This is a genomic window from Pseudomonas sp. KB_12 (genome assembly GCF_052114545.1).
In the GTDB taxonomy this organism is placed as follows: domain Bacteria; phylum Pseudomonadota; class Gammaproteobacteria; order Pseudomonadales; family Pseudomonadaceae; genus Aquipseudomonas; species Aquipseudomonas brassicacearum.
This window is the reverse complement of record NZ_JBFREY010000020.1, coordinates 1-20,137: the sequence shown is the minus strand read 5'-3', so window position 1 is coordinate 20,137 and position 20,137 is coordinate 1. Positions and strand designations below refer to the sequence as shown.

Genomic DNA, 20,137 nt, shown 5'->3' with positions numbered 1-20,137 from the left:
ATAGTGTGCATCCATCCAGTATTTGCCCGTATACTCCTACGTTTTCGACGCCCGCCGAGCGAGGCCACTTTGGACAAGATCCTGATTCGTGGGGCCCGTACCCACAACCTGAAGAACATCGACCTGACCCTGCCACGGGACAAGCTGATCGTCATCACCGGCCTGTCCGGATCCGGCAAATCATCCCTGGCCTTCGACACGTTGTACGCTGAAGGCCAGCGACGCTATGTCGAATCGCTGTCGGCCTACGCCCGGCAGTTCCTGTCGATGATGGAAAAACCCGACGTCGACACCATCGAAGGCCTGTCGCCGGCCATTTCCATCGAACAGAAGTCGACCTCCCATAACCCCCGGTCGACGGTCGGCACCATCACCGAGATCTACGACTACCTGCGCTTGCTGTATGCGCGGGTCGGTATTCCCCGTTGCCCCGATCACGACATTCCCCTGGAAGCCCAGACCGTCAGCCAGATGGTCGACCTGGTGCTGGCCCAGCCGGAAGGCAGCAAGCTGATGCTGCTGGCGCCAGTGATTCGCGAGCGCAAGGGCGAACACCTGATGGTTTTCGAAGAACTGCGCGCCCAGGGCTTCGTGCGGGCCCGGGTCAACGGCAAGCTGTGCGAACTGGACGAATTGCCGAAGCTGGATAAACAGAAGAAGCATTCGATCGATGTGGTGGTCGACCGCTTCAAGGTCCGGGCCGACCTGCAACAGCGGCTGGCCGAGTCCTTCGAGACGGCGCTGAAACTGGCCGACGGCATCGCCCTGGTCGCACCGATGGACGACGAGCCTGGCGAGGAAATCATTTTCTCCGCGCGCTTCGCCTGCCCGATCTGCGGCCACGCCATCAGCGAGCTGGAACCCAAGCTGTTTTCCTTCAACAACCCAGCTGGCGCCTGCCCAACCTGCGACGGCCTGGGGGTCAAACAGTTCTTCGACACCAAGCGGCTGGTCAATGGCGAGCTGACCCTGGCCGAAGGCGCGATTCGCGGCTGGGACAGGCGCAACGTCTATTACTTCCAGATGCTCGGTTCGCTGGCGGCCCATTACAAGTTCAGCCTGGACAAGCCGTTCAACGAGCTGCCCGCCGACCAGCAGAAATTCATCCTGCAGGGCAGCGGCTCGCAGAATGTCGACTTCAAATACCTCAACGACCGTGGCGATATCGTCAAGCGCTCCCACCCGTTCGAAGGCATCGTGCCGAACCTGGAGCGACGCTACCGCGAGACCGAATCGGCCAGCGTGCGCGAAGAACTGGCCAAGTTCCTCAGCACCCAGCCCTGCCCGGATTGCCGTGGCACCCGTCTGCGTCGCGAAGCGCGGCATGTGTGGGTCGGCGAGAAGACCCTACCGGCGGTGACCAACCTGCCGATTGGCGACGCCACCGAGTATTTCGGCGGCTTGAAGCTCACCGGTCGTCGGGGCGAAATCGCTGACAAGATCCTCAAGGAAATCCGCGAGCGCCTGCAGTTCCTGGTGAACGTCGGCCTGGATTACCTGACCCTCGATCGCAGCGCCGACACCCTGTCCGGCGGCGAAGCCCAGCGTATCCGCCTCGCCAGCCAGATCGGCGCCGGCCTGGTGGGGGTGATGTACATCCTCGACGAGCCGTCCATCGGCCTGCACCAACGGGATAACGACCGACTGCTCGGAACCCTGAAGCACCTGCGGGACATCGGCAACACGGTGATCGTGGTCGAGCACGACGAGGACGCCATTCGCCTGGCCGACTACGTCGTGGACATCGGCCCGGGCGCGGGCGTGCATGGCGGGCATATCGTCGCCCAAGGCACCGCCGCCGAAGTCATGGCGCACCCTGACTCGCTGACGGGCAAATACCTGTCGGGCCGGGTCAAGATCAAGGTCCCGGCCAAACGTACGCCGCGCAACAAGAAGTTGTCGCTGACACTCAAGGGTGCTCGCGGCAACAACTTGCGCAACGTCGACCTGGAAATCCCAATCGGCCTGCTGACCTGCGTTACCGGTGTGTCCGGCTCCGGCAAGTCGACGCTGATCAACAACACCCTGTTCCCCCTCAGCGCCACGGCCCTGAACGGCGCCACCACCCTGGAAGCGGCCGCCCACGACAGCATCAAGGGCCTGGAGCACCTGGACAAGGTGGTCGACATCGACCAGAGCCCGATTGGCCGTACCCCGCGCTCCAACCCGGCGACCTATACCGGGTTGTTCACACCGATCCGTGAACTGTTCGCCGGCGTGCCGGAGTCCCGTTCGCGTGGCTACGGCCCGGGGCGTTTCTCGTTCAACGTCAAGGGCGGGCGCTGCGAAGCCTGCCAGGGCGATGGCCTGATCAAGGTGGAAATGCACTTCCTGCCAGACATCTACGTGCCGTGCGATGTGTGCAAGAGCAAGCGCTACAACCGCGAGACCCTGGAGATCAAGTACAAGGGCAAGAACATCCACGAAACCCTCGAGATGACCATCGAGGAGGCCAGGGTGTTCTTCGACGCGGTGCCGGCCCTGGCGCGCAAGCTCCAGACGCTGATGGATGTCGGCCTGTCGTATATCAAGCTGGGGCAGTCGGCGACGACGTTGTCCGGTGGTGAAGCCCAGCGGGTCAAGTTGTCCCGCGAGCTGTCCAAGCGCGACACCGGCAAGACCCTGTATATCCTCGACGAGCCGACCACAGGCCTGCACTTCGCCGATATCCAGCAATTGCTCGACGTGCTGCACCGCCTTCGCGACCACGGCAACACCGTAGTGGTGATCGAACACAACCTGGACGTGATCAAGACCGCTGACTGGCTGGTGGACCTGGGGCCGGAAGGCGGCTCCAAGGGTGGCCAGATCATCGCCGTAGGGACGCCGGAACAAGTGGCCGAGATGAAGCAGTCCTACACCGGCTACTACCTCAAGCCGCTGCTGGAACGTGATCGGGACTGATTTCACCCGAGCACGAAAAAGCCCCTGTCATCTCATCGATGGCAGGGGCTTTTTGTTGTTTCCCTGTGGGAGCGAGCTTGCTCGCGATCAGTATGTCAGCCACATTTCTGCTGACTGACCCACCGCTATCGTCGGATCGCCGCCCGGAGCAAGCTCGCTCCCGCAATCAATACATCAGAACTGCGATTGCAGGTAATTCTCCAACCCGATCAACTTGATCAGACCCAACTGCTTCTCCAGCCAGTAGGTGTGGTCTTCTTCGGTGTCGTTGAGCTGGATCCGCAGGATCTCGCGGGTCACATAGTCGTTGTGCTGCTCGCAGAGCTCGATGCCTTTGCACAGCGCAGCACGGACTTTGTATTCCAGGCGCAGGTCGGCGGCGAGCATGTCGGGCACCGTGGTACCGACGTCGAGATCATCGGCGCGCATGCGTGGCGTGCCTTCGAGCATCAGGATCCGGCGCATCAGCGCATCGGCGTGCTGGGTCTCTTCTTCCATCTCGTGATTGATACGTTCGTAGAGCTCGGTAAAACCCCAATCCTCGTACATCCGCGAATGGATGAAATATTGATCACGGGCTGCCAGTTCGCCTGTCAGCAACGTGTTGAGGTAATCGATTACGTCTGGGTGACCTTGCATCGCCCTACATCTCCACAAGCTTTTAAAGGTTGTAGTTTGAACCAAGCTGACCGCAAGGTCACTGTCTCAACGCTACAAAAGCAAAGAAAATCCGAGAAAACCAGGTTAAATAACGCAAAAACCGCCCTAATGAGGGCGGTTCTGCTTCTCGTTTAGACTTAGTTAAGCGCTACACCCAAGGCTTTTGCGATGCCCTCTCCATAGGCAACATCGGCCTTGAAGAAATGCTGCAACTGACGGTCAACCACATCTGCCGACACGCCCCCCATTGCACCGGCGATGTTGCTGATCAACAGCGCCTTCTGCTCATCGCTCATCAAGCGGAACAGCGCACCGGCGTGGCTGTAGTAGTCGGTGTCTTCGCGATGATCGTAACGGCCCGCCGCGCCACTGAGGGCCAGTGCTGGTTCTGCGTAACGTGGGGCTTGCTTCGGTGCTTCCACGTAGCTGTTAGGCTCGTAGTTCGGTGCCGCCCCGCCATTGCTGCCGAACGCCATGGCACCGTCGCGCTGGTAGGTATTGACCGGACTGCGCGGCGCATTCACCGGCAATTGCTGGTGATTGGTGCCCACACGGTAGCGGTGCGCATCAGCGTAGGCGAAGACACGGCCCTGCAGCATACGGTCCGGCGAGAGGCCAACCCCTGGCACCATGTTGCTAGGGCCAAACGCCGCTTGCTCGACTTCGGCAAAATAATTCAGCGGGTTACGGTTGAGCTCGAGCACACCGACTTCGATCAGCGGAAACTCTTTCTGCGACCAGGTCTTGGTGACGTCGAACGGATTCTCGTAATGGGCTGCGGCCTGGGCCTCGGTCATGACCTGGATGCAAACGCTCCATTTCGGGAAGTCACCGCGTTCGATGGCGCTGAACAAATCACGCTGGGCGTAATCCGGGTCGGTACCTGCCAGGCGTGCTGCCTCTGCCGGTGCGAGGTTCTTGATCCCTTGCTGGGTCTTGTAGTGCCACTTCACCCAGTGGCGCTCACCCTGTGCGTTGATCAGGCTGTAGGTGTGACTGCCGAAGCCGTGCATGTGGCGGTAGCCATCCGGAATACCGCGATCGGAAAACAGAATGGTGACCTGATGCAACGCCTCAGGCGAATGTGACCAGAAATCCCACATCGCCTGGGCGCTTTTCAGGTTGCTTTGCGGCAGACGTTTCTGGGTGTGAATGAAGTCTGGAAACTTCAACGGATCACGGATGAAAAATACCGGGGTGTTGTTGCCGACGATGTCCCAGTTGCCTTCCTCGGTGTAGAACTTCAGGGCGAACCCGCGCGGGTCGCGTTCAGTGTCGGCCGAACCACGCTCGCCACCCACGGTGGAGAACCGCAGGAAGGTGGGCGTCTGCTTGCCGATCGACTCGAACAACTTGGCGCTGGTGTACGGGGTAATGTCCTGGGTGACGGTGAATGTGCCGTAGGCGCCCGAGCCTTTGGCGTGCACACGGCGCTCAGGAATGTTCTCGCGATTGAAGTGAGCAAGCTTCTCGATCAGGTGGAAATCGTCGAGCAGCAGCGGGCCGCGCGGGCCGGCGGAGCGAGAGTTCTGGTTATCGGCGACAGGAGCGCCGCTGGCGGTCGTAAGCGTTTTGGTCTGGCTCATGCTCAATCTTCCTAGGTCGGTCTTCGAACTGCCGGCTAATCGGCTGGAAAGGAGTATTGATCATATTAATGACAGTATCCAAATTCATTAAATCATGGACATCGATAGTCATTATCTAACACTGAATACTTGCCAATAACCAAGCCGGTCGAAGCGGCTTGCCGGCTTTTTCCTTCAGGCAACAAAAAACCGGGCACAAGGCCCGGTTTTTTGTATGTTGCCGACTTACTCAGCGGATACAGCTTCACCGCTGGTAGCACGATCAACCAACTCGACGTACGCCATAGGCGCGTTGTCGCCAGCGCGGAAACCGCACTTGAGGATGCGCAGGTAGCCACCCTCACGGGTAGCGTAACGCTTGCCCAGGTCGTTGAAGAGCTTACCAACGATAGCTTTCGAACGAGTACGGTCGAAAGCCAGACGGCGGTTAGCCAGGCTATCTGTCTTGGCCAGAGTGATCAGCGGCTCAGCAACGCGACGCAGTTCTTTGGCTTTCGGCAGTGTAGTTTTGATCAGCTCGTGCTCGAACAGCGACACCGCCATGTTTTGGAACATGGCCTTGCGGTGCGAGCTGGTGCGGCTCAGGTGACGACCACTTTTACGATGACGCATGGTTCATTCCTTACCAAACACAACGTTCGGTGATTACGACGATCAGGCAGTCGCCTTGTCGTCCTTCTTAAGACTTGCAGGCGGCCAGTTGTCGAGGCGCATGCCGAGGGACAGACCGCGGGAGGCCAGAACGTCCTTGATTTCAGTCAAGGATTTCTTGCCAAGGTTCGGAGTCTTCAACAGCTCTACTTCGGTACGCTGAATCAGGTCGCCGATGTAGTAGATGTTTTCCGCCTTAAGGCAGTTAGCCGAACGTACAGTCAGTTCCAGATCGTCAACCGGGCGAAGCAGGATCGGATCGATCTCGTCTTCCTGCTCGACAACCACTGGCTCACTGTCACCTTTGAGGTCGACGAACGCAGCCAACTGCTGTTGCAGGATGGTTGCAGCACGGCGGATAGCCTCTTCAGGATCCAGGGTACCGTTGGTTTCCAGATCAATAACCAGCTTGTCCAGGTTGGTACGCTGTTCGACACGGGCGTTTTCCACCACGTATGCGATACGGCGAACTGGGCTGAACGAAGAGTCAAGCTGCAAGCGACCGATGCTGCGGCTTTCGTCTTCATCGCTCTGACGCGAGTCTGCCGGTTCATAACCACGACCACGAGCTACGGTGAGCTTCATGTTCAGGGCGCCGTTAGACGCCAGGTTAGCGATTACGTGATCGGGGTTAACGATCTCGACATCATGATCCAGCTGAATATCGGCAGCGGTAACCACCCCCGAACCCTTCTTCGACAAGGTCAGCGTAACTTCGTCACGACCGTGCAGCTTGATAGCCAGACCTTTAAGGTTCAACAGGATTTCAATTACGTCTTCCTGTACGCCTTCGATGGCGCTGTACTCGTGGAGCACACCGTCAATCTCGGCCTCGACTACTGCACAGCCGGGCATTGAGGACAACAGGATGCGGCGCAGCGCGTTGCCCAGGGTGTGGCCGAAACCACGCTCGAGAGGCTCGAGTGTGATCTTGGCGCGGGTTGGACTGACAACCTGCACATCAATATGGCGGGGTGTCAGGAACTCATTTACCGAAATCTGCATGGATGCACCTATTTTCTAGCCCTTACTTGGAGTAGAGCTCGACAATCAGGCTTTCGTTGATGTCGGCGGACAGATCACTGCGAGCAGGAACGTTCTTGAAAACGCCCGACTTCTTCTCAGTGTCTACTTCTACCCATTCTACGCGGCCACGTTGGGCACACAGATCGAGAGCTTGGACAATGCGAAGTTGGTTCTTTGCTTTCTCGCGAACAGCAACCACGTCACCAGCACGAACCTGGTAGGACGGAACGTTTACGGTCTGACCGTTAACGCTGATCGACTTGTGCGATACCAGCTGACGAGATTCGGCACGAGTAGAACCGAAACCCATACGGTATACAACGTTGTCCAGGCGGCATTCGAGCAGCTGCAACAGGTTTTCGCCGGTTGCGCCTTTCTTGCCAGCAGCTTCTTTGTAGTAGCCGCTGAATTGACGCTCGAGAACGCCGTAGATACGACGGACCTTCTGCTTTTCACGCAGTTGGGTGCCGTAGTCGGACTGGCGACCGCGGCGTTGGCCGTGGATACCAGGTGCTGCTTCAATGTTGCACTTCGATTCGATCGCGCGCACGCCGCTCTTCAGAAAAAGATCGGTGCCTTCGCGACGAGCGAGTTTGCATTTTGGACCAATGTAACGAGCCATTCTTTACAATCTCCTGGATTACACGCGGCGCTTCTTCGGCGGACGGCACCCGTTGTGCGGGATTGGCGTCACGTCGGTGATGCTGGCGATCTTGTAGCCACAGCCGTTCAAAGCGCGGACTGCGGATTCACGACCTGGACCTGGACCTTTGACGTTGACGTCGAGGTTTTTCAGGCCGTATTCCAGCGCAGCTTGACCAGCACGTTCAGCAGCTACTTGAGCAGCGAACGGGGTGGACTTGCGGGAACCGCGGAAACCCGAACCACCGGAGGTAGCCCAGGAAAGAGCGTTACCTTGACGGTCGGTAATGGTCACGATGGTGTTGTTAAAAGAAGCATGGATGTGGGCGATGCCATCAACCACTGTCTTTTTAACTTTTTTACGAGGACGAGCAGCAGGTTTTGCCATGATTAAATTCCTGTCGATTCGCTGGGGCGATTACTTGCGGATCGGCTTACGCGGACCTTTACGGGTACGCGCGTTGGTCTTGGTACGCTGACCGCGTACTGGCAGACCACGACGATGACGCAGACCGCGATAGCAACCGAGGTCCATCAAGCGCTTGATTTTCATGTTGATTTCGCGACGCAGGTCACCTTCAGTGGTGAACTTCGCCACTTCGCCACGCAGCTGTTCAATCTGCTCGTCGCTCAGATCTTTGATCTTTGCCGCTGGGTTTACCCCAGTCACTGCACAAATTTTCTGTGCAGTAGTGCGACCAACACCATAGATGTAGGTCAGCGAGATAACAGTATGCTTGTTATCTGGAATGTTGACGCCTGCAATACGGGCCATTCAGTGGGACTCCAATTGACAGCTACCTACGCCCCGGAAGCCAAGAAATAGGGCGCGAGATAATATCGCTGTAATAACAAATAATCAACCCGGCAGCGCACTAGCTGCCGGGCTTAAAGCACAATCACACTCAGCCTTGGCGCTGTTTGTGACGCGGTTCCGCGCTGCAAATTACCCGAACAACACCTTCGCGGCGAATAATCTTGCAGTTACGGCACAGCTTTTTCACCGATGCACGAACTTTCATCACCAACTCCTCGAACCTTATGGACGCTACTCAGCGCAACATGCCGCTGCCGTAGCCCTTCAGGTTGGCTTTCTTCATCAGGGATTCGTACTGGTGCGAAACGAGGTGCGATTGTACTTGGGACATGAAGTCCATCACAACCACGACCACGATCAGCAACGAGGTCCCGCCAAGGTAGAACGGTACGTTTGCCGCAACCACCAGGAACTGGGGCAACAGACAGACGGCCGTCATGTAAAGAGCACCGAACATGGTCAAGCGAGTCAGAACGCCATCAATGTAGCGCGCAGACTGCTCACCTGGACGGATGCCCGGAATAAAGGCACCGGACTTCTTCAGGTTTTCCGCTACGTCTTTCGGATTGAACATCAACGCCGTATAGAAGAAGCAGAAGAAAATAATCCCTGCACTAAACAGCAGAATATTCAACGGCTGACCAGGAGCGATCGACTGCGAGATGTCCTGCAACCAGCCCATACCTTCAGACTGGCCGAACCAGGCACCCAACGAAGCCGGGAACAGCAGGATGCTGCTCGCGAAAATAGCCGGAATTACGCCGGCCATGTTCACCTTCAACGGCAAGTGGCTGGTCTGCGCAGCAAATACCTTGCGGCCCTGCTGACGCTTGGCGTAGTGAACAGCAATACGACGCTGACCACGCTCAATGAACACCACGAAACCGATAATCGCTACTGCCAGCAGACCGATGGCAACCAGGGCGAAAATGTTGATATCACCCTGACGCGCAGACTCGAAAGACTGCCCGATCGCTCTCGGAAGACCGGCGACGATACCTGCGAAGATCAACATCGAGATACCGTTGCCAACACCACGCTCAGTAATCTGCTCACCCAGCCACATCATGAACATCGCGCCCGCCACAAAAGTGGTTACCGCAACGAAATGAAAGCTGAAGTCAGCAGTGAACGAAACGCCCTGCCCCGCCAAGCCGATGGACATGCCAATGGCTTGAACGAGAGCGAGGACGACAGTGCCGTAGCGGGTGTACTGGCTGATCTTGCGACGGCCAGCTTCACCTTCCTTCTTCAACTGCTCCAGCTGCGGGCTGACGGCGCTCATCAATTGCATGATGATCGATGCCGAAATGTACGGCATGATCCCCAGTGCAAAGATGCTCATCCGCTCCAGCGCGCCGCCGGAAAACATGTTGAACAAGCTAAGAATGGTCCCCTCATTCTGTCGAAACAGGTCCGCGAGTCGGTCCGGGTTGATACCTGGAACCGGGATGTGTGCGCCTATTCGGTAGACGATAATCGCCAGGAACAGAAAACGCAGACGAGCCCAGAGTTCAGACATACCGCCTTTGCCGAGCGCAGAGAGAGCACCTTGCTTAGCCATTTATTCCTCGAACTTGCCGCCAGCTGCTTCGATAGCCGCACGCGCACCTTTGGTGGCGCCGATTCCCTTTCCGATGGTGACAGCACGAGCAACTTCGCCCGACAGCATGATTTTCACACGCTGAACGTTCTGGTTGATCACGTTGGCATCCTTCAGGGACTGCACGGTGACGATGTCGCCTTCCACTTTGGCCAGCTCAGACAGACGCACTTCTGCGCGGTCCATGGCTTTCAGGGAAACGAAACCGAACTTCGGCAGGCGACGATGCAGCGGCTGTTGACCGCCTTCAAAGCCTGGAGCAATGGTGCCACCGGAGCGGGAGGTCTGACCTTTGTGGCCACGGCCACCGGTCTTGCCCAAACCACTACCGATACCACGGCCCGGACGATGCTTTTCGCGACGGGAACCCGGCGCTGGACTCAGATCATTGAGTTTCATCGATTAACCCTCGACACGCAGCATGTAGTAAGCCTTGTTGATCATCCCGCGATTCTCGGGAGTATCCAGGACTTCTACAGTGTGACCGATGCGACGCAGACCCAGACCCTTAACGCACAGTTTGTGGTTAGGGATGCGGCCGGTCATGCTTTTGATCAGCGTAACTTTTACGGTAGCCATGATCAGAAGATCTCCTTGACGCTTTTGCCACGCTTGGCGGCAATGGATTCAGGAGACTGCATTGCTTTCAAACCCTTGAAAGTGGCGTGAACCACGTTTACTGGGTTAGTCGAGCCGTAGCACTTGGCCAGAACGTTCTGAACGCCAGCAACTTCGAGGACAGCACGCATAGCGCCGCCAGCGATGATACCGGTACCTTCAGAAGCAGGCTGCATGTACACCTTCGAAGCGCCATGGGCAGACTTCATTGCGTACTGCAGAGTGGTGCCGTTCAGATCAACCTGGATCATGTTGCGGCGAGCAGCTTCCATTGCCTTCTGGATCGCAGCAGGCACTTCACGCGACTTGCCACGGCCGAAGCCAACACGGCCTTTACCATCACCCACTACGGTCAACGCAGTGAAAGTGAAGATACGGCCGCCTTTAACGGTTTTGGCTACGCGGTTAACTTGAACCAGCTTCTCGATGTAGCCTTCGTCGCGCTTTTGGTCGTTATTTGACATAACTTAGAACTCCAGCCCAGCTTCACGAGCAGCATCAGCCAGCGCCTTGACGCGACCGTGGTACTTGAAGCCAGAGCGGTCGAAAGCCACCTGCGAGACGCCAGCGGCTTTTGCACGCGTAGCGACCAGCTGGCCAACCTTAGTGGCCGCGTCGATGTTGCCAGTGGCGCCATCACGCAGTTCTTTATCCAAAGTCGAGGCACTTGCCAGGACTTTGTTGCCGTCGGCCGAAATGACCTGGGCGTAGATGTGCTGCGACGAGCGGAACACGCAGAGACGCACGACTTCGAGTTCGTGCATTTTCAGGCGTGCTTTGCGAGCGCGACGCAGTCGAGTAACTTTTTTGTCGGTCATTTGCTATGCCCTACTTCTTCTTGGCTTCTTTACGACGGACGACTTCGTCCGCGTAGCGCACACCTTTGCCTTTGTACGGCTCTGGTGGACGGAAGTCGCGGATCTCGGCGGCCACTTGACCTACCAGCTGCTTGTCGATGCCCTTGATCAGGATATCGGTCTGGCTAGGAGTCTCAGCGGTGATGCCTTCCGGCAGTTCATAATCCACTGGGTGCGAGAAGCCAAGAGCCAGGTTCAGCACTGTGCCTTTTGCTTGCGCTTTGTAACCAACACCGACCAGCTGGAGCTTGCGCTCGAAGCCTTGGCTTACGCCTTGGACCATGTTGTTTACCAACGCACGAGTGGTACCAGCCATTGCGCGAGTCTGTTGATCGCCATTGCGAGCAGCAAAACGCAGCTCACCAGCTTCTTCAACGATCTCAACGGACGAATGGATGTTCAGTTGCAGAGTGCCCTTGGCACCCTTCACCGAAAGCTGTTGGCCTGCGAATTTGACTTCGACACCGGCTGGCAGCTTAACGGGGTTCTTAGCGACGCGTGACATGCTTATCCCCCCTTAGAACACAGTGCAAAGAACTTCGCCGCCGACACCGGCAGCGCGCGCAGCACGATCCGTCATCACACCTTTGTTGGTGGAGACGATAGACACACCGAGACCGCCACGAACTTTTGGCAGATCATCGACGGACTTGTACTGACGCAGGCCTGGACGGCTAACGCGCTTCACTTCCTCGATGACCGGACGGCCTTCGAAGTACTTCAGCTCGATGGACAGCAGAGGCTTGATTTCGCTGCTGATCTGATAACCCGCAATGTAACCTTCGTCCTTCAGGACTTTGGCAACAGCTACCTTCAAAGTAGAAGATGGCATGCTTACGACGGACTTTTCAGCCATCTGGGCATTACGGATACGAGTTAGCATGTCCGCTAACGGGTCCTGCATACTCATGGGCTAGACGCTCCTAATACACAAAAAATTAGCCTTTCGGCTAGTACGTGTCGCCGAGCTCATCCGTGCAATAAAAACACGGGCTCAGGCGAGCCGGGTATTCTAGACACACCCCACAAATGAATCAAGCCCCAAAAGGGGCTTGATTCAAGTTCAAGGCCACCGACGGTCAGGATCTTGCGATCCCGAACGCCGCGACTTTGACAGTGCTTACCAGCTGGCTTTAACCAGACCTGGAACGTCACCACGCATTGCAGCTTGACGCAGCATGTTACGGCCAAGGCCGAACTTGCGGTACACGCCGTGCGGACGACCAGTCAGGCGGCAGCGGTTACGCATGCGCGAGGCGCTTGCGTCACGTGGCTGCTTCTGCAGGGCTACGGTAGCTTCCCAACGCGCTTCTGGACTTGCGTTCAGATCAACGATGATAGCTTTCAGCGCTGCACGCTTGGTGGCGTACTTGGCAACGGTGAGCTGACGCTTCAGCTCACGGTTCTTCATGCTCTTCTTGGCCATTTTCCTACTCCAATCAGTTGCGGAACGGGAATTTGAAAGCGCGCAGCAGTGCGCGACCTTCGTCATCCGTCCGAGCAGTGGTGGTCAGGGTAATGTCCAGACCGCGGAGAGCGTCGATCTTGTCGTAATCGATTTCCGGGAAAATGATCTGCTCTTTAACGCCCATGCTGTAGTTACCACGACCATCGAAGGACTTGGCATTCAGGCCGCGGAAGTCGCGAACCCGAGGCAGGGAGATCGACAGCAGACGATCCAGGAACTCGTACATACGCTCACGGCGCAGGGTCACTTTGACGCCGATCGGCCAACCTTCACGGACTTTAAAGCCAGCGATGGATTTCCGAGCGTAAGTCACAACGACTTTCTGACCGGTGATCTTTTCCAGGTCGGCAACAGCGTGCTCGATGACTTTTTTGTCGCCGATCGCTTCGCCCAGACCCATGTTCAGGGTGATTTTGGTAACGCGCGGAACTTCCATCACGTTCGAAAGCTTAAGTTCTTCCTTAAGTTTCGGTGCGATTTCCTTCCGGTAAATCTCTTTTAGTCGTGCCATGGTCTTCTACCTAGCAGTGTTCAAGCATCAACCGCTTTTTGGGTCGACTTGAAGACACGAATTTTCTTACCGTCTTCTACTTTGAAACCAACGCGGTCAGCCTTGTTGGTTTCGCCGTTGAAGATGGCGACGTTGGAAGCGTGCAGTGGCGCTTCTTTCTCGACGATACCGCCTTGTACGCCCGACATCGGGTTTGGCTTGGTATGGCGCTTGACCAGGTTCAGACCACCAACGACCAGACGGTCATCAGCGAGAACCTTAAGCACCTTACCGCGCTTACCTTTGTCTTTGCCGGCGATCACGATGATCTCGTCGTCACGACGAATCTTTTGCATGTCGGATCTCCTTACAGCACTTCTGGGGCGAGCGAGACGATCTTCATGAACTTCTCAGTACGAAGTTCACGGGTCACTGGCCCAAAGATACGGGTGCCGATCGGCTCTTGCTTGTTGTTCAACAGAACAGCAGCGTTGCCATCAAAGCGGATAATGGAGCCATCAGCACGGCGAACACCGTGACGAGTGCGGACTACAACAGCAGTCATCACTTGGCCTTTTTTCACTTTACCGCGAGGAATTGCTTCCTTGACGGTAACCTTGATGATGTCACCGATACCAGCGTAACGACGATGGGAGCCACCCAGCACCTTGATGCACATAACGCGGCGAGCGCCGCTGTTATCGGCCACATCGAGCATGGATTGAGTCTGAATCATATAATTTCTCCGACCCCTAGTCCTTAGACTTCCACAGCGCGTTCGAGAACATCAACCAGCGCCCAAGACTTGGTCTTGGCCAAAGGACGAGTTTCACGAATAGTGACTTTGTCGCCGATGTGGCACTGATTGGTTTCGTCGTGCGCGTGCAGCTTAGTCGAACGCTTAACGTATTTACCGTAGATCGGGTGCTTAACGCGACGCTCGATCAGAACGGTGATGGTTTTGTCCATCTTGTCGCTGACAACACGGCCAGTCAGCGTACGGACAGTTTTTTCGGCTTCAGCCATGATTACTTACCTGCCTGCTGGTTGAGCACAGTTTTCACGCGAGCGATGTCACGCTTAACTTGCGAGAGCAGATGAGACTGCCCCAACTGGCCAGTTGCTTTCTGCATACGCAGATTGAACTGGTCGCGCAGCAGGCCGAGCAGTTGCTCGTTCAGCTGCTGTGCTGATTTTTCACGAAGTTCATTCGCTTTCATCACATCACCGTCCGTTTAACAAAGGAGGTGGCGAGCGGCAGCTTTGCAGCAGCCAGGGCGAAAGCCTCACGCGCCAGCTCTTCAGAAACACCCTCGATTTCATACAGGACTTTGCCTGGCTGAATCTGGGCAACCCAGTACTCCACGTTACCCTTACCTTTACCCATCCGAACTTCGAGTGGCTTCTTGGTGACAGGCTTGTCCGGGAATACACGGATCCAGATCTTGCCGCCACGTTTTACGTGACGGGTCAGAGCACGACGCGCTGACTCGATCTGACGAGCGGTGAGACGACCACGAGCAACAGACTTCAGCGCGAACTCGCCGAAGCTGACTTTGCTACCGCGCAATGCCAGGCCACGGTTGTGACCGGTCATCTGCTTGCGGAACTTCGTACGCTTTGGTTGCAACATTTGGCGTACCCCTTACTTAGCAGCTTTTTTACGAGGCGCTGGTGCTTGTGGCTTCAGTTCTTCTTGGCGACCACCAATTACTTCGCCTTTGAAGATCCAAACCTTTACACCGATCACACCGTAGGTGGTGTGAGCTTCGTAGTTGGCATAGTCGATGTCGGCACGCAGGGTGTGCAGTGGCACACGACCTTCGCGATACCATTCAGTACGTGCGATTTCAGCACCGCCGAGACGACCGCTCACTTGGATTTTGATGCCTTTGGCACCAATGCGCATTGCGTTCTGTACAGCGCGCTTCATAGCGCGACGGAACATTACGCGACGCTCCAGCTGCTGAGCTACGCTCTGCGCAACCAGCATACCGTCGAGCTCCGGCTTGCGGATCTCTTCGATATTGATGTGCACAGGCACACCCATTTGCTTGGTCAGGTCCTGACGCAGTTTCTCAACATCTTCACCTTTCTTCCCGATAACGATACCTGGACGAGCGGTGTGGATGGTGATACGTGCAGTCTGCGCCGGACGATGGATATCGATACGGCTTACGGACGCGCTTTTTAGTTTGTCTTGGAGATACTCACGCACCTTCAGATCAGCGAACAAGTAGTCCGCATAAGTCCGACCGTCTGCGTACCAGACGGAGGTGTGCTCCTTGACGATTCCCAGGCGAATGCCAATGGGATGTACTTTCTGACCCATCTCTTCGACTCCGTTACTTGTCAGCAACCTTGACAGTGATATGGCAAGACCGCTTGACGATGCGATCAGCACGGCCTTTGGCACGTGGCATGATGCGCTTCAGCGAACGCCCTTCGTTGACGAAAACGGTGCTGACCTTCAGGTCATCAACGTCTGCGCCTTCGTTATGCTCGGCGTTGGCTACGGCCGACTCCAGCACTTTCTTCATGATCTCGGCGGCTTTCTTACTGCTGAAAGCCAACAGGTTGAGCGCTTCGCCCACCTTCTTCCCGCGGATCTGGTCGGCGACCAAGCGGGCTTTCTGGGCGGAGATTCGAGCGCCCGACAACTTAGCGGCTACTTCCATTTCCTAACCCCTTAACGCTTGGCTTTCTTGTCTGCCACGTGCCCGCGATAAGTGCGGGTACCGGCGAACTCGCCCAGTTTGTGGCCGACCATGTCTTCGTTAACGAGAACTGGGACGTGTTGACGACCGTTGTGTACTGCGATGGTCAGACCGACCATTTGTGGCAGGATCATCGAACGACGCGACCAGGTCTTAACTGGTTTGCGATCGTTCTTTTCCGCCGCCACTTCGATCTTCTTCAGTAGGTGAAGATCAATAAAAGGACCTTTTTTCAGAGAACGTGGCACTGTCGTATCCCTCTATTTACTTGCGACGACGGACGATCATTTTGTCGGTACGCTTATTACCACGAGTCTTCGCGCCCTTAGTCGGGAAGCCCCATGGCGATACCGGATGACGACCACCAGAGGTACGACCTTCACCACCACCATGTGGGTGGTCAACCGGGTTCATGGCAACACCACGAACGGTTGGGCGAACGCCACGCCAGCGCTTGGCACCAGCTTTACCCAACGAACGCAGGCTGTGCTCGGAGTTCGAGACTTCGCCCAGGGTCGCACGGCATTCAGCCAGTACTTTACGCATCTCACCAGAACGCAGACGCAGGGTCACGTAGACACCTTCACGAGCGATCAGCTGAGCCGAAGCACCAGCGGAACGAGCGATCTGTGCGCCTTTACCTGGCTTCAATTCGATGCCGTGTACGGTGCTACCAACTGGAATGTTACGCAGTTGCAGAGCGTTGCCCGGCTTGATCGGTGCCAGGGCACCTGCGATCAGCTGGTCGCCAGCACTCACGCCTTTAGGGGCGATGATGTAGCGACGCTCGCCATCTGCGTACAGCAGCAGAGCGATGTGAGCAGTACGGTTTGGATCGTATTCGATACGCTCGACGGTGGCAGCGATGCCATCCTTGTCGTTGCGACGGAAGTCGACCAGACGATAATGCTGCTTATGACCACCACCGATGTGACGAGTGGTAATACGGCCATTGTTGTTACGACCACCAGACTTCGATTTTTTCTCGAGCAGCGGTGCGTGAGGAGCGCCTTTATGCAGCTCCTGGTTGACCACCTTGACCACAAAACGGCGGCCAGGGGAAGTCGGTTTGCATTTAACGATTGCCATGATGCACCCCTTCCTTACTCAGCACTGCTGCTGAAATCGAGATCTTGGCCTGGCTGAAGGGAGATAACTGCCTTCTTCCAGTCATTACGCTTGCCCAGACCGCGAGCAGTGCGCTTGCTTTTACCCAGAACGTTCAGGGTAGTCACGCGCTCTACTTTCACGCTGAACAGGCTTTCGACGGCCTTCTTGATTTCCAGCTTGGTTGCGTCGGTCGCAACCTTGAAAACGAACTGGCCTTTCTTGTCTGCCAGAACCGTAGCCTTCTCGGAAACGTGCGGGCCAAGCAGAACTTTAAATACGCGTTCCTGGTTCATCCCAGCAGCTCCTCGAATTTCTTCACGGCCGACACGGTGATCAACACCTTGTCGTATGCGATCAGACTGACCGGATCGGAACCCTGCACGTCACGAACGTCGACGTGTGGCAGGTTGCGAGCAGCCAGGTACAGGTTCTGATCAACAGCGTCAGACACGATCAGGACGTCAGTCAGGCCCATGCCGTTCAGCTTGTTCAGCAGATCTTTGGTTTTCGGTGCTTCAACAGCGAAGTCCTGAACCACGACCAGACGATCAGTACGCACCAGCTCAGCAAGGATGGAACGCATTGCTGCGCGATACATCTTCTTGTTCAGCTTCTGGGAGTGATCCTGAGGACGAGCTGCGAAAGTGGTACCGCCGCCACGCCAGATTGGGCTACGGATAGTACCGGCACGAGCACGGCCAGTACCTTTCTGACGCCATGGGCGCTTGCCGCCACCGGAAACGTCGGAACGGGTCTTTTGCTGCTTGCTACCTTGACGGCCGCCGGCCATGTAGGCCACGACTGCTTGGTGAACCAGCGTCTCGTTGAATTCGCCGCCAAATGTCAGTTCGGAAACTTCGATCGCTTGAGCGTCATTTACATTTAATTGCATGTCAGCTTCCCCTTAACCGCGAGCCTTGGCTGCTGGACGTACAACCAAGTTGCCGCCAGTAGCGCCAGGAACAGCGCCCTTGACCAACAACAGATTGCGTTCAGCGTCCACGCGCACTACTTCGAGGGACTGCACGGTCACGCGCTCAGCGCCCATATGACCGGACATTTTTTTGCCCTTGAATACACGACCAGGAGTCTGGCACTGGCCGATAGAGCCTGGAACGCGGTGGGATACGGAGTTACCGTGGGTGTTATCTTGCCCGCGGAAGTTCCAACGCTTGATCGTACCCTGAAAGCCTTTACCCTTGGACTGACCGGTTACATCAACCAGTTGGCCAGCGGCGAAGATTTCAGCGTTGATCAGATCGCCGGCCTGGTACTCGCCTTCTTCAAGACGGAATTCCATTACGGTACGACCAGCGGCAACGTTCGCCTTGGCGAAGTGGCCAGCCTGAGCTGCTGTTACACGCGAAGCACGACGCTCGCCGACAGTGACTTGCACTGCACGATAGCCATCGGTCTCTTCAGTTTTGAACTGGGTGACGCGATTCGGCTCGATCTCAATGACCGTGACCGGAATGGAGACACCTTCTTCGGTGAAAATACGGGTCATACCGCATTTACGACCGACTACACCAATAGTCATGTTGTAAACCTCATGAGTGTACGGGGCTTTCACCCGCTATGGCCGCCCATTTCAGAGCGTTACACGACTAAGACCGAGTCTTAGCCGAGGCTGATCTGCACTTCCACACCGGCCGCAAGATCAAGCTTCATAAGTGCATCAACGGTTTTATCCGTTGGCTGGACGATGTCCAGAACGCGCTTATGAGTACGGATCTCGTACTGGTCACGCGCGTCTTTGTTGACGTGCGGGGAGACCAGAACGGTGAACCGCTCTTTACGGGTAGGCAGTGGAATTGGACCACGCACTTGAGCACCAGTACGTTTCGCGGTTTCCACGATTTCCTGGGTGGATTGGTCGATCAGGCGATGGTCAAAAGCCTTCAACCTGATACGGATTTGCTGATTTTGCATTGGATTTCAGACTCCGGCTGCTATTCCCACCGAGCGCAATACGCCCGTTAAAAGGAGGCGCAATTCTATAGACGCCCCATATAGGTGTCAACCCAATAAAAAAGCCCCCGCTGGGCGGGGGCTTTCTCAACTCATCGAAGCTGACTCAAAAAGAGCTTACTCGATGATTTTGGCTACGACGCCAGCGCCGACGGTACGACCGCCTTCACGAATAGCGAAACGCAGACCGTCTTCCATTGCGATGGTCTTGATCAGGGTGACAACCATTTTGATGTTGTCGCCTGGCATTACCATTTCAACGCCTTCCGGCAGTTCGCAGTTACCGGTCACGTCAGTGGTCCGGAAGTAGAACTGTGGACGGTAGCCTTTGAAGAACGGAGTGTGACGACCGCCTTCTTCTTTGCTCAGAACGTACACTTCAGCTTCGAACTTGGTGTGCGGCTTGACCGAACCCGGCTTAACCAGAACCTGGCCACGCTCAACGTCGTCACGCTTGGTACCACGCAGCAGAACGCCGCAGTTCTCGCCAGCACGACCTTCGTCGAGCAGTTTACGGAACATTTCAACACCGGTGCAGGTGGTGACGGTGGTGTCACGCAGACCTACGATTTCCAGTGGATCCTGAACCTTGACGATACCGCGCTCGATACGACCAGTCACAACAGTACCGCGACCAGAGATCGAGAATACGTCTTCGATTGGCATCAGGAACGGCTTGTCGATAACACGAACTGGTTCTGGGATGTAGCTGTCCAGAGTTTCTACCAGACGCTTGACAGCGGTGGTACCCATTTCGTTGTCGTCTTGGCCGTTCAGAGCCATCAGAGCCGAACCGATGATGATTGGAGTGTCATCACCTGGGAAGTCGTAAGTGCTCAGCAGATCGCGCACTTCCATCTCAACCAGTTCCAGCAGCTCAGCGTCGTCAACCATGTCAGCCTTGTTCAGGAAGACAACGATGTACGGAACGCCTACCTGACGGGACAGCAGGATGTGCTCACGGGTTTGCGGCATCGGACCATCAGCGGCCGAGCAAACCAGGATCGCGCCGTCCAT

32 protein-coding genes are annotated in these 20,137 nt (G+C 56.4%); 1 reads left to right on the top strand and 31 read right to left on the bottom strand.

The genetic code is table 11. The features are described 5' to 3' along the window. The first annotated feature begins 69 nt into the window (after positions 1 to 69). Positions 70 to 2,904, top strand: coding sequence for an excinuclease ABC subunit UvrA (uvrA, locus tag AB4Z20_RS17590; protein WP_253469856.1), 2,835 nt, complete (start codon positions 70 to 72; stop codon positions 2,902 to 2,904). A gap of 174 nt (positions 2,905 to 3,078) precedes the next feature. Here uvrA and bfr read toward each other — a convergent pair whose 3' ends face one another. The 31 genes from bfr to tuf form a co-directional block, all read right to left on the bottom strand. Beyond that, the gene (bfr, locus tag AB4Z20_RS17585) at positions 3,079 to 3,543 is read right to left on the bottom strand and encodes a bacterioferritin (protein ID WP_014340470.1); all 465 of its coding nucleotides are present in this window, start codon (positions 3,541 to 3,543) and stop codon (positions 3,079 to 3,081) included. A gap of 158 nt (positions 3,544 to 3,701) precedes the next feature. After that, the gene (locus AB4Z20_RS17580; RefSeq protein WP_442090311.1) at positions 3,702 to 5,150 is read right to left on the bottom strand and encodes a catalase; all 1,449 of its coding nucleotides are present in this window, start codon (positions 5,148 to 5,150) and stop codon (positions 3,702 to 3,704) included. A gap of 225 nt (positions 5,151 to 5,375) precedes the next feature. Next, positions 5,376 to 5,762: a 50S ribosomal protein L17 gene (rplQ, locus tag AB4Z20_RS17575; protein ID WP_003186009.1), complete on the bottom strand. Its 387-nt coding sequence runs from the start codon at positions 5,760 to 5,762 to the stop codon at positions 5,376 to 5,378. Positions 5,763 to 5,804: 42 nt separating this feature from the next. Then, positions 5,805 to 6,806, bottom strand: coding sequence for a DNA-directed RNA polymerase subunit alpha (locus tag AB4Z20_RS17570; protein WP_003186012.1), 1,002 nt, complete (start codon positions 6,804 to 6,806; stop codon positions 5,805 to 5,807). 22 nt (positions 6,807 to 6,828) lie between these two features. Continuing rightward, positions 6,829 to 7,449, bottom strand: a complete 621-nt coding sequence (gene rpsD / locus AB4Z20_RS17565; protein ID WP_003176404.1) for a 30S ribosomal protein S4 — start codon at positions 7,447 to 7,449, stop codon at positions 6,829 to 6,831. Between the two features lie 18 nt (positions 7,450 to 7,467). Next, positions 7,468 to 7,857, bottom strand: coding sequence for a 30S ribosomal protein S11 (gene rpsK / locus AB4Z20_RS17560; RefSeq protein WP_002555466.1), 390 nt, complete (start codon positions 7,855 to 7,857; stop codon positions 7,468 to 7,470). Between the two features lie 30 nt (positions 7,858 to 7,887). After that, positions 7,888 to 8,244 carry a 30S ribosomal protein S13 gene (gene rpsM, locus AB4Z20_RS17555; RefSeq protein ID WP_003186020.1) on the bottom strand — a complete coding sequence of 119 codons (357 nt, stop codon included), beginning with the start codon at positions 8,242 to 8,244 and terminating at the stop codon, positions 7,888 to 7,890. Between the two features lie 130 nt (positions 8,245 to 8,374). Then, the gene (gene rpmJ, locus AB4Z20_RS17550; RefSeq protein ID WP_002555468.1) at positions 8,375 to 8,491 is read right to left on the bottom strand and encodes a 50S ribosomal protein L36; all 117 of its coding nucleotides are present in this window, start codon (positions 8,489 to 8,491) and stop codon (positions 8,375 to 8,377) included. Between the two features lie 30 nt (positions 8,492 to 8,521). After that, positions 8,522 to 9,850, bottom strand: coding sequence for a preprotein translocase subunit SecY (secY, locus tag AB4Z20_RS17545; RefSeq protein WP_003186029.1), 1,329 nt, complete (start codon positions 9,848 to 9,850; stop codon positions 8,522 to 8,524). Further along, complete coding sequence (gene rplO / locus AB4Z20_RS17540) at positions 9,851 to 10,288, bottom strand: 50S ribosomal protein L15 (protein ID WP_063324140.1); 438 nt, start codon at positions 10,286 to 10,288, stop codon at positions 9,851 to 9,853. It abuts the gene before it with no gap. Positions 10,289 to 10,291: 3 nt separating this feature from the next. After that, positions 10,292 to 10,468, bottom strand: coding sequence for a 50S ribosomal protein L30 (rpmD, locus tag AB4Z20_RS17535; protein ID WP_003186033.1), 177 nt, complete (start codon positions 10,466 to 10,468; stop codon positions 10,292 to 10,294). A gap of 2 nt (positions 10,469 to 10,470) precedes the next feature. After that, a complete protein-coding gene (gene rpsE / locus AB4Z20_RS17530; protein ID WP_003186035.1) occupies positions 10,471 to 10,971 on the bottom strand; it encodes a 30S ribosomal protein S5 in 501 nt (166 codons plus the stop codon). A 3-nt stretch (positions 10,972 to 10,974) separates the two neighbouring features. Then, on the bottom strand, positions 10,975 to 11,325 hold the full coding sequence (gene rplR / locus AB4Z20_RS17525) for a 50S ribosomal protein L18 (RefSeq protein ID WP_003186037.1): 351 nt from the start codon (positions 11,323 to 11,325) through the stop codon (positions 10,975 to 10,977). A 10-nt stretch (positions 11,326 to 11,335) separates the two neighbouring features. Then, complete coding sequence (gene rplF / locus AB4Z20_RS17520; protein WP_003186039.1) at positions 11,336 to 11,869, bottom strand: 50S ribosomal protein L6; 534 nt, start codon at positions 11,867 to 11,869, stop codon at positions 11,336 to 11,338. 12 nt (positions 11,870 to 11,881) lie between these two features. Beyond that, positions 11,882 to 12,274, bottom strand: coding sequence for a 30S ribosomal protein S8 (gene rpsH / locus AB4Z20_RS17515; protein ID WP_003186040.1), 393 nt, complete (start codon positions 12,272 to 12,274; stop codon positions 11,882 to 11,884). Positions 12,275 to 12,484: 210 nt separating this feature from the next. Continuing rightward, on the bottom strand, positions 12,485 to 12,790 hold the full coding sequence (gene rpsN / locus AB4Z20_RS17510; RefSeq protein WP_003186042.1) for a 30S ribosomal protein S14: 306 nt from the start codon (positions 12,788 to 12,790) through the stop codon (positions 12,485 to 12,487). A 13-nt stretch (positions 12,791 to 12,803) separates the two neighbouring features. Then, positions 12,804 to 13,343, bottom strand: coding sequence for a 50S ribosomal protein L5 (rplE, locus tag AB4Z20_RS17505; protein ID WP_003186044.1), 540 nt, complete (start codon positions 13,341 to 13,343; stop codon positions 12,804 to 12,806). 20 nt (positions 13,344 to 13,363) lie between these two features. After that, positions 13,364 to 13,678, bottom strand: coding sequence for a 50S ribosomal protein L24 (rplX, locus tag AB4Z20_RS17500; RefSeq protein ID WP_007896770.1), 315 nt, complete (start codon positions 13,676 to 13,678; stop codon positions 13,364 to 13,366). Between the two features lie 11 nt (positions 13,679 to 13,689). Further along, a complete protein-coding gene (gene rplN, locus AB4Z20_RS17495) occupies positions 13,690 to 14,058 on the bottom strand; it encodes a 50S ribosomal protein L14 (RefSeq protein WP_002555479.1) in 369 nt (122 codons plus the stop codon). 23 nt (positions 14,059 to 14,081) lie between these two features. Beyond that, positions 14,082 to 14,348, bottom strand: a complete 267-nt coding sequence (rpsQ, locus tag AB4Z20_RS17490) for a 30S ribosomal protein S17 (RefSeq protein ID WP_003176419.1) — start codon at positions 14,346 to 14,348, stop codon at positions 14,082 to 14,084. A gap of 2 nt (positions 14,349 to 14,350) precedes the next feature. Then, positions 14,351 to 14,542 carry a 50S ribosomal protein L29 gene (gene rpmC / locus AB4Z20_RS17485; RefSeq protein ID WP_002555481.1) on the bottom strand — a complete coding sequence of 64 codons (192 nt, stop codon included), beginning with the start codon at positions 14,540 to 14,542 and terminating at the stop codon, positions 14,351 to 14,353. After that, the gene (rplP, locus tag AB4Z20_RS17480; protein WP_003186052.1) at positions 14,542 to 14,955 is read right to left on the bottom strand and encodes a 50S ribosomal protein L16; all 414 of its coding nucleotides are present in this window, start codon (positions 14,953 to 14,955) and stop codon (positions 14,542 to 14,544) included. The genes rpmC and rplP overlap by 1 nt, the downstream gene beginning before the upstream one ends. A 12-nt stretch (positions 14,956 to 14,967) precedes the next feature. Next, positions 14,968 to 15,654 carry a 30S ribosomal protein S3 gene (gene rpsC / locus AB4Z20_RS17475; RefSeq protein ID WP_003176422.1) on the bottom strand — a complete coding sequence of 229 codons (687 nt, stop codon included), beginning with the start codon at positions 15,652 to 15,654 and terminating at the stop codon, positions 14,968 to 14,970. A gap of 13 nt (positions 15,655 to 15,667) precedes the next feature. Further along, complete coding sequence (gene rplV / locus AB4Z20_RS17470) at positions 15,668 to 16,000, bottom strand: 50S ribosomal protein L22 (protein WP_003103908.1); 333 nt, start codon at positions 15,998 to 16,000, stop codon at positions 15,668 to 15,670. Positions 16,001 to 16,011: 11 nt separating this feature from the next. Continuing rightward, a complete protein-coding gene (gene rpsS / locus AB4Z20_RS17465) occupies positions 16,012 to 16,287 on the bottom strand; it encodes a 30S ribosomal protein S19 (protein ID WP_002555486.1) in 276 nt (91 codons plus the stop codon). Positions 16,288 to 16,303: 16 nt separating this feature from the next. Beyond that, positions 16,304 to 17,128 carry a 50S ribosomal protein L2 gene (gene rplB / locus AB4Z20_RS17460; RefSeq protein WP_003186055.1) on the bottom strand — a complete coding sequence of 275 codons (825 nt, stop codon included), beginning with the start codon at positions 17,126 to 17,128 and terminating at the stop codon, positions 16,304 to 16,306. A gap of 14 nt (positions 17,129 to 17,142) precedes the next feature. Beyond that, positions 17,143 to 17,442: a 50S ribosomal protein L23 gene (rplW, locus tag AB4Z20_RS17455; RefSeq protein WP_002555488.1), complete on the bottom strand. Its 300-nt coding sequence runs from the start codon at positions 17,440 to 17,442 to the stop codon at positions 17,143 to 17,145. Further along, positions 17,439 to 18,041, bottom strand: coding sequence for a 50S ribosomal protein L4 (gene rplD / locus AB4Z20_RS17450; RefSeq protein ID WP_003186057.1), 603 nt, complete (start codon positions 18,039 to 18,041; stop codon positions 17,439 to 17,441). The genes rplW and rplD overlap by 4 nt, the downstream gene beginning before the upstream one ends. A gap of 12 nt (positions 18,042 to 18,053) precedes the next feature. Further along, entirely contained in the window at positions 18,054 to 18,689 is a 636-nt protein-coding gene (gene rplC, locus AB4Z20_RS17445) for a 50S ribosomal protein L3 (protein ID WP_003186059.1), read from the bottom strand. A gap of 80 nt (positions 18,690 to 18,769) precedes the next feature. After that, on the bottom strand, positions 18,770 to 19,081 hold the full coding sequence (gene rpsJ, locus AB4Z20_RS17440; protein WP_003186070.1) for a 30S ribosomal protein S10: 312 nt from the start codon (positions 19,079 to 19,081) through the stop codon (positions 18,770 to 18,772). Between the two features lie 156 nt (positions 19,082 to 19,237). Further along, positions 19,238 to 20,137 (bottom strand): elongation factor Tu (gene tuf / locus AB4Z20_RS17435; protein ID WP_442090310.1); only part of this gene is annotated, 900 nt, incomplete at its 5' end.

Bases quoted from the DNA above. Each gene is read 5' to 3' on its own strand.
- rpsN (WP_003186042.1), bottom strand. From the start codon at position 12,790: ATGGCCAAGAAGAGCATGAAGAACCGTGAGCTGAAGCGTCAGCTCACC.
- rplP (WP_003186052.1), bottom strand. From the start codon at position 14,955: ATGTTGCAACCAAAGCGTACGAAGTTCCGCAAGCAGATGACCGGTCAC.
- rpsQ (WP_003176419.1), bottom strand. From the start codon at position 14,348: ATGGCTGAAGCCGAAAAAACTGTCCGTACGCTGACTGGCCGTGTTGTC.
- rplX (WP_007896770.1), bottom strand. From the start codon at position 13,678: ATGCAAAAGATTCGTCGTGACGACGAGATCATCGTGATCGCCGGCAAA.
- rpsM (WP_003186020.1), bottom strand. From the start codon at position 8,244: ATGGCCCGTATTGCAGGCGTCAACATTCCAGATAACAAGCATACTGTT.
- AB4Z20_RS17570 (WP_003186012.1), bottom strand. From the start codon at position 6,806: ATGCAGATTTCGGTAAATGAGTTCCTGACACCCCGCCATATTGATGTG.
- rplN (WP_002555479.1), bottom strand. From the start codon at position 14,058: ATGATTCAGACTCAATCCATGCTCGATGTGGCCGATAACAGCGGCGCT.
- rplQ (WP_003186009.1), bottom strand. From the start codon at position 5,762: ATGCGTCATCGTAAAAGTGGTCGTCACCTGAGCCGCACCAGCTCGCAC.
- rplC (WP_003186059.1), bottom strand. From the start codon at position 18,689: ATGACTATTGGTGTAGTCGGTCGTAAATGCGGTATGACCCGTATTTTC.
- rpsC (WP_003176422.1), bottom strand. From the start codon at position 15,654: ATGGGTCAGAAAGTACATCCCATTGGCATTCGCCTGGGAATCGTCAAG.
- AB4Z20_RS17580 (WP_442090311.1), bottom strand. From the start codon at position 5,150: ATGAGCCAGACCAAAACGCTTACGACCGCCAGCGGCGCTCCTGTCGCC.
- secY (WP_003186029.1), bottom strand. From the start codon at position 9,850: ATGGCTAAGCAAGGTGCTCTCTCTGCGCTCGGCAAAGGCGGTATGTCT.
- rpsH (WP_003186040.1), bottom strand. From the start codon at position 12,274: ATGAGTATGCAGGACCCGTTAGCGGACATGCTAACTCGTATCCGTAAT.
- rpsJ (WP_003186070.1), bottom strand. From the start codon at position 19,081: ATGCAAAATCAGCAAATCCGTATCAGGTTGAAGGCTTTTGACCATCGC.
- rplR (WP_003186037.1), bottom strand. From the start codon at position 11,325: ATGACCGACAAAAAAGTTACTCGACTGCGTCGCGCTCGCAAAGCACGC.
- rplF (WP_003186039.1), bottom strand. From the start codon at position 11,869: ATGTCACGCGTCGCTAAGAACCCCGTTAAGCTGCCAGCCGGTGTCGAA.
- rpmC (WP_002555481.1), bottom strand. From the start codon at position 14,542: ATGAAAGCGAATGAACTTCGTGAAAAATCAGCACAGCAGCTGAACGAG.
- rpmD (WP_003186033.1), bottom strand. From the start codon at position 10,468: ATGGCTACCGTAAAAGTTACGCTGATCAAAAGCATGACCGGCCGCATC.
- rplE (WP_003186044.1), bottom strand. From the start codon at position 13,343: ATGGCACGACTAAAAGAGATTTACCGGAAGGAAATCGCACCGAAACTT.
- bfr (WP_014340470.1), bottom strand. From the start codon at position 3,543: ATGCAAGGTCACCCAGACGTAATCGATTACCTCAACACGTTGCTGACA.
- rplD (WP_003186057.1), bottom strand. From the start codon at position 18,041: ATGCAATTAAATGTAAATGACGCTCAAGCGATCGAAGTTTCCGAACTG.
- rplV (WP_003103908.1), bottom strand. From the start codon at position 16,000: ATGGAAGTAGCCGCTAAGTTGTCGGGCGCTCGAATCTCCGCCCAGAAA.
- rpsK (WP_002555466.1), bottom strand. From the start codon at position 7,857: ATGGCAAAACCTGCTGCTCGTCCTCGTAAAAAAGTTAAAAAGACAGTG.
- rpsE (WP_003186035.1), bottom strand. From the start codon at position 10,971: ATGTCAAATAACGACCAAAAGCGCGACGAAGGCTACATCGAGAAGCTG.
- rpmJ (WP_002555468.1), bottom strand. From the start codon at position 8,491: ATGAAAGTTCGTGCATCGGTGAAAAAGCTGTGCCGTAACTGCAAGATT.
- rpsD (WP_003176404.1), bottom strand. From the start codon at position 7,449: ATGGCTCGTTACATTGGTCCAAAATGCAAACTCGCTCGTCGCGAAGGC.
- rplO (WP_063324140.1), bottom strand. From the start codon at position 10,288: ATGAAACTCAATGATCTGAGTCCAGCGCCGGGTTCCCGTCGCGAAAAG.
- rplW (WP_002555488.1), bottom strand. From the start codon at position 17,442: ATGAACCAGGAACGCGTATTTAAAGTTCTGCTTGGCCCGCACGTTTCC.
- rplB (WP_003186055.1), bottom strand. From the start codon at position 17,128: ATGGCAATCGTTAAATGCAAACCGACTTCCCCTGGCCGCCGTTTTGTG.